Annotated in this window: 10 protein-coding genes; 5 read left to right on the forward strand and 5 right to left on the reverse strand. The window is 44.9% G+C overall.

Annotation, left to right across the window (positions count from 1 at the left end):
- Positions 1-95: 95 nt before the first annotated feature.
- The 4 genes from Q5691_RS22520 to crtE all read right to left on the reverse strand — a co-directional run bounded on the left by Q5691_RS22520 (position 96) and on the right by crtE (position 3,315).
- Positions 96-578: a hypothetical protein gene (locus tag Q5691_RS22520; RefSeq protein WP_333211679.1), complete on the reverse strand. Its 483-nt coding sequence runs from the start codon at positions 576-578 to the stop codon at positions 96-98.
- Complete coding sequence (locus tag Q5691_RS22525; RefSeq protein ID WP_333211681.1) at positions 575-1,699, reverse strand: AAA family ATPase; 1,125 nt, start codon at positions 1,697-1,699, stop codon at positions 575-577. Before Q5691_RS22525 ends, Q5691_RS22520 begins: the two co-directional genes overlap by 4 nt.
- A gap of 216 nt (positions 1,700-1,915) precedes the next feature.
- Positions 1,916-2,374 carry a divergent PAP2 family protein gene (locus Q5691_RS22530; RefSeq protein WP_190658220.1) on the reverse strand — a complete coding sequence of 153 codons (459 nt, stop codon included), beginning with the start codon at positions 2,372-2,374 and terminating at the stop codon, positions 1,916-1,918.
- A 14-nt stretch (positions 2,375-2,388) separates the two neighbouring features.
- Positions 2,389-3,315, reverse strand: a complete 927-nt coding sequence (gene crtE / locus Q5691_RS22535) for a geranylgeranyl diphosphate synthase CrtE (protein ID WP_333211682.1) — start codon at positions 3,313-3,315, stop codon at positions 2,389-2,391.
- Between the two features lie 271 nt (positions 3,316-3,586).
- On the opposite strand from crtE, the gene Q5691_RS22540 reads away from it, so the two are divergent.
- The gene (locus Q5691_RS22540; protein ID WP_333211683.1) at positions 3,587-4,792 is read left to right on the forward strand and encodes a transposase; all 1,206 of its coding nucleotides are present in this window, start codon (positions 3,587-3,589) and stop codon (positions 4,790-4,792) included.
- A 56-nt stretch (positions 4,793-4,848) separates the two neighbouring features.
- Here the strand turns inward: Q5691_RS22540 and Q5691_RS22545 are convergent, their stop codons facing one another.
- Positions 4,849-5,730 carry a LysR family transcriptional regulator gene (locus tag Q5691_RS22545; RefSeq protein ID WP_333347170.1) on the reverse strand — a complete coding sequence of 294 codons (882 nt, stop codon included), beginning with the start codon at positions 5,728-5,730 and terminating at the stop codon, positions 4,849-4,851.
- A gap of 109 nt (positions 5,731-5,839) precedes the next feature.
- Between Q5691_RS22545 and Q5691_RS22550 the strand changes: the two genes are divergently transcribed.
- From Q5691_RS22550 to Q5691_RS22565, 4 genes are all read left to right on the forward strand, one after another.
- On the forward strand, positions 5,840-6,328 hold the full coding sequence (locus Q5691_RS22550) for a GNAT family N-acetyltransferase (RefSeq protein ID WP_333347172.1): 489 nt from the start codon (positions 5,840-5,842) through the stop codon (positions 6,326-6,328).
- A 98-nt stretch (positions 6,329-6,426) separates the two neighbouring features.
- On the forward strand, positions 6,427-7,209 hold the full coding sequence (locus Q5691_RS22555; RefSeq protein ID WP_333211689.1) for a methyltransferase domain-containing protein: 783 nt from the start codon (positions 6,427-6,429) through the stop codon (positions 7,207-7,209).
- A 57-nt stretch (positions 7,210-7,266) separates the two neighbouring features.
- Complete coding sequence (locus Q5691_RS22560; protein ID WP_333211691.1) at positions 7,267-8,046, forward strand: class II aldolase/adducin family protein; 780 nt, start codon at positions 7,267-7,269, stop codon at positions 8,044-8,046.
- Positions 8,047-8,155: 109 nt separating this feature from the next.
- Complete coding sequence (locus Q5691_RS22565) at positions 8,156-9,037, forward strand: TauD/TfdA family dioxygenase (RefSeq protein ID WP_333211693.1); 882 nt, start codon at positions 8,156-8,158, stop codon at positions 9,035-9,037.
- Positions 9,038-9,263 lie beyond the last annotated feature (226 nt).

Consider the following 9,263-nt stretch of genomic DNA (forward strand, 5'->3'; position numbering starts at 1 on the left):
TTAGGGTGCGCGACTTTTGAGCGAGCTACACTCAGCTAAATTATTGGCCGTCGCGCACCTGACATTTAAGTAGCGTGCGCGAGCTTTTGGTCTATTTATTTAAAGAGCAATGGTTTTACAAATGAAGCCATACGATCTAATTCTCCTTTGTTGTGTTTGAGAAGATTATGTCCCCATAACTCATTTGTGTTGTCAGAACAATCTTTTGCCAGAGCTTCTCCAATCTCCTCAAAAGTCTTTTTGATGTCTGTCCTTAGATTCTCTGGTTCAGATAGCACTCCCAGCACGAATACTCTTGCTTTTAGATCATCGGGAATATTACTTTCTACATAACTCAACCGATTTTCATTATCATCGAAATCAATGAGCAAAACCATCATTCTTTGTGGTAATTGTCGCATTTCAGACGCATACTTCTTCGTGAATTCCTCCACAGTTTTTTTCCAACCACCAGGAAGTGGCAGGACTTTAACAGCACGGTTATTAAGGTTTGGCGCAAGAAGAAATCCGTTGGCAATCTGGCGATTAGCATCATCTTCGGCCAACACATGAATGTGCGGTTTATACTTATTACTCATAGCTCTATGTCGCCACCAATCAAGGCATTTATCAGGTCGCCTTTAACAGACATCTCACTCAGCGGTCTGACTAAAGTTGGCTCTAAGTGGCTTTTGCGATCTAATACAAAGGTATTTTCATTTGAAAACTTGCGGATTGCTTCAGGATTATGCGATGTCACTAAGATTTGACCGCTATTTTTAAATGAGCGTCGCAGAGACATTACAAAATGTCCAACCTCCGATAAGGATAGATAGTTATCTGGCTCGTCCCAGAAGCAAAAAAGGGGACCATAAAATTTGTTTGCAGCCAAGACAACAGCGCAAAGAAAAAAGCATTTCTCCCCGTCAGATAAGTCATTAAATTCAATACTCAGATTGGCATTATTTGCTTCAAACCGAACAATCATGCTTTTCGAGTCTTTGCCGATTAGTTCATTCAGAAAATCCTGAATGTCAGGCATGACTTCTCGGAGATATTTATCAACCTGTGTGTAGGCGGCAGGATAGCGACTAAGTAACCCAGAAACCCACTCCCCAAAGTTTGAACCATCTCGCTTTGGCTCCAAAGTTTCACCGTTTGAGTCTCCAGTCATCAAGCTGGGAATCGGGGCTAAAATGATCATGCGAGCAAGCCAAGTTTTGAAAATATGAAGCGGATCAGCCTCAGATTGCTCCTGAATTACTGGCAGGGCAACAAGATGCCAATCAACCCGAAACTGAGCTTCACGATTTTGGGAGCTGGTGTGAAGAGTGACTTGGGCTTCTTTTCGAGAGTAAATTGGATCTCCTGCAACGAGCAGTTGCTCTTCAAAAACTCGAAGCTCTCTAAATTTTTCTGGTAAATCTAAGGCAAGGACATATTTGTATAATTTATCTTCGAGTAATACTTCTATTTCAAACCGGATCGGAACATCAGACCTTCCACGAGCGAAATCTTTCGAGCTAATAAGGTTAAGTTTTTCAAGGTCGCGCATTCTATTGATGCCTCGACAAATCTTCTGAAGAACTTCTAATGCAGAGGCAGTAGTTGATTTACCTGCACCATTTTTTCCAATCAAGAGAGCAGATGGCATTCCCTTTATGGGCAGTTCAAAGTTTTCTAGGCATCTGAAGTTGTGTACATATAGTCTTTGCAGCATAGCAAAACAATTCCAAGGAGTGGGAAGTGAAAAAACTTTTTGAACTTTTGGAAGTGCTTAATTAGGGGATAGGCATTGCCATAAACTTCCAAAAAGTTCGGGTGCTTTTCTGAGCTAGAGAGGGATGAGTTGCCGAACAATTAATCCCCGCCGCCAACTTTTACCTCCTACTCGTCAAAAAACACCACTGCCCCAAATTTACTCCGTACTTAAAACTTAATATGCAGGCCCTGCAATCCAAGCAATCGTGATTCCCAGCCCCAAACCTACAAGCACTTGAAAAGGAGTGTGTCCCAGCAACTCTTTCAGGCGAGCCTCATTAAGGTTGTGATCTTCCTCAAAAAACTCGTCAATAATTTGGTTGAGGATGCGAGCTTGCTTGCCTGCAGCTTGGCGAACGCCTGCTGCGTCGTACATCACAATAATTGCAAAGATCGCAGCGATCGCAAAGTCCGGACTTTCCCATCCCATCGTTTGTCCCACTCCAGCAGCCAAAGCGCCCACAAAAGACGAGTGAGCGCTGGGCATTCCCCCCGTTGTTACCAAATACTGAAGATTAAACTTGCGATTTTTGACCAACTCGATCGGCAACTTCATGATCTGAGCCGCCAGACAAGCGAGCAAAGCAACCACGAGTACATGATTGTTGAATATGCCGCTGCAAATTTCCTGCATAGTGTTTAGTATTTCTAGTTACTGCGGCTGGTAATAAAATCGGCGATAGCCAGCAGCGGTAGAGCTTTGCTCCCAAACACTGCCAATTGAGCCTTAGCATCAGCAACAAGCTGCGAGGCTTGGCGCCGAGACTCCTCAATTCCCCACAAACTGGGATAAGTGACTTTTCCTGCTTGAACATCTTTGCCAGCAGTTTTGCCCAGTTCTTCTTGGGTAGCAGTAATATCCAAAATGTCGTCAATGATCTGGAAAGCCAACCCAATATTTTGAGCGAAACGAGACAGCCGCTGCAAATCGGGAGCCGAGGCACCAGCCAGAATTGCCCCACAAACTACGCAGGCTTCTAACAGCGCGCCTGTTTTATGAGCGTGAATGTAATTCAAAGTTTCCAGAGAAACATCTGTCTTTCCTTCCGATTCCAAATCAACCACCTGACCGCCTACGAGTCCAGCAGAACCCGATGCCCGCGCTAAATGGGCGATCGTCTGCAACACCTGTTGGGGGGGTACGTTCTCAGTTTTAGTGGCGATAAATTCAAAAGCATAGGTCAACAAACCATCGCCAGCCAAAATGGCAATATCCTCGCCGTAGACTTTGTGGTTCGTCAGTTTGCCGCGCCGGTAGTCGTCATTGTCCATTGCCGGCAAATCGTCGTGAATCAGCGACATCGTGTGGATCATTTCCAAAGCGCAAGCTGTCGGAATTGCCATAGATGTAGTGCCGCCGGCCAGTTCGCAGCTAGCCAGACACAGGATCGGACGCAGGCGCTTGCCCCCCGCTAGCAGCGAGTAGCGCATTGCTTCGTAGATTTTCTCTGGGTAGATGACCGGGAGTGCACTGTCGAGAGCTACCTCGATCGCCTCTTTTCGATGGACTAGATAAGTAGATAAATCGAAAGAGGATTCCGGTTGGGACGAACCCATTTCTGTTGCCAATACCATCCCTTGCTCTCTTGTACTTAATATTTATATGGGATATTGTGAGCCGTTGGGGTCGCATCGTGCCGACTTTTACGGCAGTAGTTGCTCGAACTCCGAGCATCAATTAATCATTCTACGGGTGTTGTTGCACAGAAAATCTTTGAGTTTTGATAAGTTTGTCAAATTGCCAGTTAATCTAAAATTTACCAAAAATAATGGGTTTAAAGCCCCGTCCTTCTAGGATGGCTTTCTTTAACTGTGGTATACTTACGCTAGTTATGTCAGCGTAAGTATGCTTGTTTTTGAGGCAAAACTAGAGGGACAAAGCGAGCAGTACGAGCGGCTCGATGAAGCCATTCGTACTGCTCGCTTTGTCCGCAATAGCTGCCTTAGATACTGGTTGGACAACAAGGGGATGGGTAAGTACGAGTTGAGCGCCTATTGCGCTGTTCTCGCCGCATTGTTTCCGTTCGCCGGCAAACTTAATTCCCAAGCTCGACAAGCTTCTGCCGATCAGGCTTGGAGTTCTATCGCTCGGTTTTATGACAACTGCAAAAAAAACAAGCCTGGGAAGAAAGGCTTTCCACGCTTTAAGAAGCATCAAACACATGGCTCTGTTGAATATAAAACAACGGGCTGGAAGTTGTCGTTCGATAGACGAACTATCACCTTCACTGATGGGTTTGAAGCCGGAAGCTTCAAGATGTGGGGAACTCGTGACCTGCACTTCTACCAGTTTAAGCAGATTAAGCGAGTGCGTGTTGTTCGTAGAGCTGATGGGTACTACGTTCAGTTTTGCCTTGACCAAGAACGGGTAGAGAAGAGAAAGCCAACGGGTAAGACTGTTGGACTGGATGTTGGATTGACTCACTTCTACACCGATTCTGACGGTCAGACAATCGAGAACCCCCGTCATCTGAGAAAGTCCGAGAAAGCGATAAAGCGTCTTAGTCGTAAATTTTCTCGCACCACCAAAGGGTCGAAAAACAGAGTCAAAGCGAGAAATCGCCTGAGTCGAAAGCACCTCAAGGTAAGTAGGCAGCGTAAAGATTTTGCCGTGAAGTTGGCAAGATGCGTCATCCAGTCTAACGACTTGGTTGCCTATGAGGACTTGCAGGTGCGTAACATGGTTAGAAACAGACAACTGTCAAAGTCTATATCTGATGCTGCGTGGTCGGCTTTCCGTCAATGGTTAGAATATTTTGGCAAGGTGTTTGGTGTGGTAACGGTTGCCGTACCACCGCACTACACTTCTCAAAACTGTTCCAACTGTGGGGAAGTCATCAAGAAGTCTTTGAGTCAAAGAACACATCGCTGTCACCATTGTGGTTTTGTAATAGACCGAGACTGGAATGCAGCAATTAACATACTTGAGTTAGCACTCCGTACCGTGGGGCACATGGGAACGTTAAACGCCTCTGGAGACATCGACCTCTGCATTGGTGAGGCAACTCCTCAATGTAAGCCGAGTCGTGGAAAGAGGAAGCCCAAGAAGTGATTCTTGGAATCCTGCGGTACGGCCGGGGAGGATGTCAAAATCTCAAATATCAAATCTCAAATCCGCTGCTGCTGTCTGGCGACTTCCAAAAACCGCTGCACCGCCGCCGTTGGATCGCTGCGCCAAATTAGAGCGATCGCCACAATGCAGGTTGATTCTGGCAAAGATTTGTAAACAACCCCGCTGCGCTGAAAATTTTGCATCGACTCAGGGACGATCGCCACTCCCATCTCGGCCGCTACCAGACTCACAATGGTTTGCATTTGAATTGCTTCTTGAGCCGCGATCGGGCTAAAACCTGCTTGCTGACAAAGACTGACGATCGCATCGTACAATCCCGGAGCCTGGGAACGGGGAAATAAAATCAACGGTTCCGTGGAAAGTTCGCGTAATTCAAGATGCGTGCGATCGACCAAATGATGTGTTTCTGGCAGTGCCACGATCAGCGGTTCTCGAAAAATGATTTCAGAATTTATCCCATCTTCCTCAACCGGAGGACGCACGAAGCCGATATCAATTTGCCCGAATCGCAGCCGCTGCAACTGTTCGTTTGTCGTCAGTTCGTGCAGTTCGAGCTTGACGGCGGGACACCAAGTGCGAAACGCCTGCAAAATGGCTGGAACCACGTTGTGTGCTGCAGAACTCACAAAGCCGATCGTCAGTTGGCCGAGTTCGCCGCGACTTGTCTGCCGGCCGAGTTGAATTGCTCGATCGACTTGCTGCAGAATTTTCCCGGCTTCCTCGAAAAAAACCTGTCCCGCTGCCGTTAACTGCACCGTCCGCTTGGTGCGGCGAAACAGTTGAAACCCCAACTCTGCCTCTAAATGCTGGATTTGTTGACTCAGTGGAGGTTGAGCAATATGCAGTTTTGCCGCTGCACGAGTGAAATTCAGTTCCTCTGCAACTGCAATGAAATAACGCAAATGCCGAAGTTCCATAAGTCCCAATGATTGATACTTTAAAAGTATAAGTTGTTAGTCAAACATATATTGGACATTAATGATGGCATTTAATACAGTGATTAATAGGCGAATTGAGAATTAAACAATGGCTAATTTGGATATCAAAATTAGAGAAGCAGAGCTGGCAGATTTGGAATTAATCCTGGATTTTATTTCACAAAAAAGCGAGTTTGATGGATGTAAAAATCTGTTGAAAGCAACAGCCGATAAATTGCAGGAAACCTTGTTTTGCCAGCCTCCGCTAGTGCGGGTTTTGTTGGCTGAAGTTGCAGGAACAGCGGTAGGCTTTGCTCTTTTTTATTTCTCATATTCAAGTTTATTGACGCAGCCGTGTCTTTGGCTTGATGATTTATTTGTGCAAGCTCCTATGCGCGGTATGGGAGTCGGTACAGCGCTGTTAAAGTATTTAGCACAAATTGCTGAGTCCACAAATTGCGGGCGGATTGAATGGACTGTTAATACTGGCAATGCGCCGGGAATTGCTTTTTATCAAAAGCAGGGAGCGCGGATTTTGGAAAATATTAGGGTTTGCCGTATTGATGGAAGTGCGATCGCCCAACTCGCTAACAAATAATTTGATTGGTTGTGTGAAGAAGGTTTTTTGTTAACCGCAGGGAACACAGAGAAAACAGATAAAACAGATAAATAGAAGACAGATTTAGGGTAGTTATCATGGCACAAAATTCTTGGAATACCGCTCTTTATGAGGGAAATCATGCTTTTGTTTGGCGGTACGGTGAATCGCTTTTGGAGTTACTAGATCCGAAGGCGGGTGAACAAATTCTGGATTTGGGCTGCGGTACGGGGCAGCTAACTGAAAAAATTGCTCAAACGGGTGCTTTGGTGCAAGGTTTTGATTCATCTTTGTCAATGATTTCCACGGCAAAAGTTAACTATCCTCACATTAATTTCTCCGTCGCAGATGCGAGGAATTTTCAAGTAGAAAAGCCGTTAGATGCTGTGTTTTCTAATGCAGTTTTGCACTGGATTAAGCAGCCGGATGCTGTGATTAATTGTGTGGAAAAAGCGCTGAAGCCGGGAGGGTGTTTTGTGGCTGAGTTTGGCGGTAGGGGGAATGTGGATGCGATCGTCCGCGCACTTTTGAGTGTTTTGTCAGAAATTGGCTGCGAGGAGCCTGAAGCGCTTAATCCTTGGTATTTTCCGAGTATTGGCGAGTATGCTGGGCTTTTGGAAAAGCAGGGATTTGATGTGGGTTATGCGGTTTTGTTCGATCGCCCGACTCCCCTAGAAGGTGGCAGCGCGGGTATGGTAAATTGGATTGAAATGTTTGCTGGCGGGTTTTTGTCGGGGTTGTCTGATGATGTGCGATCGCAGGTAATTAACGCAGTTGAAGAACGTTTGCGCTCGGCGCTGTACCGCGATGGTAATTGGATTGCAGATTACCGCAGAATTCGCGTTGTTGCTGTCAAAAATTCCTATTTAAATTGTGTATGAAGATCAAAATTAGCTTAAAATCACCCAACCCTGTCAAATTCAGTTGACACGCCTTCTATGCCTACATTAAAAGAAAAAGAACCTCAATCCATCTTTGATCCTCCGACTTTTGCTAAGGTCGAGGAAGAACGCCGTCATCGCAAGCAGCGCCTTGCAGCAGCCTTACGTCTGTTTGGACACTTCGGGTTTAGTGAGGGCGTCGCGGGACACATTACCGTCCGCGACCCTGAACACCTGGATTGCTTCTGGGTCAATCCGTTGGGTAAACACTTCAGTCTCATCCGGGTCAGCGACCTGCTGCTGGTGAACCATGAGGGTGAAGTTATAGAGGGGCATAAGCCTATTAACACGGCAGCTTATGCAATCCATTCTCAAATTCATGCAGCCCGTCCTGATGTCGTGGCAGCAGCACACGCTCATTCAATTTACGGCAAAAGCTGGTCTAGCCTCGGTCGTCTCCTCGACCCCCTCACCCAAGATGCCTGTTCCTTCTACGAAGACCACAGCCTGTTTGATGACTACACGGGAGTAGTTCTCCAGCTTCAGGAAGGCAAGCGCATAGCAACAGCACTAGGAGAGAAGAAAGCCATTATCCTCCGCAACCACGGTCTACTCACGGTGGGTCATTCAGTTGATGAAGCGGCTTGGTGGTTTGTGGCAATGGAACGTTCTTGTCAGGCGCAGTTGATGGCAGAGGCGGCTGGCACCCCCATCCTTATCGACTCTGACAATGCTCGTCTGGCGCAGCGCCAGGTAGGCTCACATCAGGTAGGCTGGTTTAGCTTTCAACCGCTTTACGAATTAATCGTACATCAACAACCTGAACTGCTGGAGTAAAGCAGGTTTGATGTATTTTGAATCAAGGACTATTTAGAAATCTCAATGAATCGGCACTGATTGTTTCAACCACGCTCTGTACACAGTAGAAAATAGCTAGGAGATAGATATGAAGGTAAATACACAGCTTTTATCAAAAAATGTTGGTCAACAAATCATCAATACGGATAATATTAATATTTTAGACCTGGACAGGGAAGAAATTATTAACCTGTTTAAATCTTATGGTTTCTTGCTGTTTAGAGGGTTTGAAAATAGTGTTGACACTTTTACGCAATTCACTAACTCCCTTAGTAAAGATTTTCTAGATTACACCGGAGGCGTCTTTAATCGCCGAGTAATTAATGGGAATGCAACTATTTTAAGCGTCAATGATTTTAAGGACGAGATTAAATTACATGGAGAAATGTACTATCAGCAAGATATTCCGTTGATGCTTTGGTTCTTCTGTGCTCATCCAGCATCACAAGATGGTGAAACAATATTATGTGATGGGAGGCAATTTTTTAATGAACTGAGTAGTCCCCTCAAAGAGTTATTTAGCAAGAAAAAACTAAAGTATGTTGGTCATTTGAATAAAGATGCTTGGCAGAAGCAATACAAAACTAATGATTTAAAAGTAGTAGAACAGACCTGTATAAGGAATAATTTATTGTTGCAAATAAATGACGATGAATCCATTGATCTTCAATATATTTGTCCAGCAATACATCCTAGTAGATGTGGGAAATATCCGACCTTTATCAGCAGCTTATTGCCAGCAAAACATAGATATAAAAACACTGTTTTCTTTGAGGATAATTCAGAAATTACTGATGATATTGTTTCTGAGCTTAATGAAGTGGCTGATAGAATAACTACAGAGATATCCTGGCAAGCAGGGGATATTCTAATGGTTGACAATACTAGGATAATGCATGGAAGAAGAGCTTTCTCTGATCATCAACGAGATATTTATTTGCGGTTATGTTCTCCAGCGTTTCCATTCTAAATCCAACTCCACGCAATCACGGTAAGAGCATCTCAATCAGACTGGGAAAAAAGACTTGATAATTTTCATTATGTAGTCATCATTGATCGCAGCTCGTAGTCTTTTCTGGCGTCAGCTAGGCTTGAAAGTGTTTTTTTGATTGACAGCATTAAGGAATGAAAAATAAATAAGTTGATTAGTTATCGGTTATAATGAAAAAAGTGTGAGATTACAATTTTTACCAAAA

It is taken from the genome of Microcoleus sp. w1-18aA5, assembly GCF_036701705.1.
In the GTDB taxonomy this organism is placed as follows: domain Bacteria; phylum Cyanobacteriota; class Cyanobacteriia; order Cyanobacteriales; family Microcoleaceae; genus Microcoleus.

Bases quoted from the DNA above. Each gene is read 5' to 3' on its own strand.
- Q5691_RS22520 (WP_333211679.1), bottom strand. From the start codon at position 578: ATGAGTAATAAGTATAAACCGCACATTCATGTGTTGGCCGAAGATGAT.
- Q5691_RS22525 (WP_333211681.1), bottom strand. From the start codon at position 1,699: ATGCTGCAAAGACTATATGTACACAACTTCAGATGCCTAGAAAACTTT.
- Q5691_RS22530 (WP_190658220.1), bottom strand. From the start codon at position 2,374: ATGCAGGAAATTTGCAGCGGCATATTCAACAATCATGTACTCGTGGTT.
- crtE (WP_333211682.1), bottom strand. From the start codon at position 3,315: ATGGTATTGGCAACAGAAATGGGTTCGTCCCAACCGGAATCCTCTTTC.
- Q5691_RS22540 (WP_333211683.1), top strand. From the start codon at position 3,587: ATGCTTGTTTTTGAGGCAAAACTAGAGGGACAAAGCGAGCAGTACGAG.
- Q5691_RS22545 (WP_333347170.1), bottom strand. From the start codon at position 5,730: ATGGAACTTCGGCATTTGCGTTATTTCATTGCAGTTGCAGAGGAACTG.
- Q5691_RS22550 (WP_333347172.1), top strand. From the start codon at position 5,840: ATGGCTAATTTGGATATCAAAATTAGAGAAGCAGAGCTGGCAGATTTG.
- Q5691_RS22555 (WP_333211689.1), top strand. From the start codon at position 6,427: ATGGCACAAAATTCTTGGAATACCGCTCTTTATGAGGGAAATCATGCT.
- Q5691_RS22560 (WP_333211691.1), top strand. From the start codon at position 7,267: ATGCCTACATTAAAAGAAAAAGAACCTCAATCCATCTTTGATCCTCCG.
- Q5691_RS22565 (WP_333211693.1), top strand. From the start codon at position 8,156: ATGAAGGTAAATACACAGCTTTTATCAAAAAATGTTGGTCAACAAATC.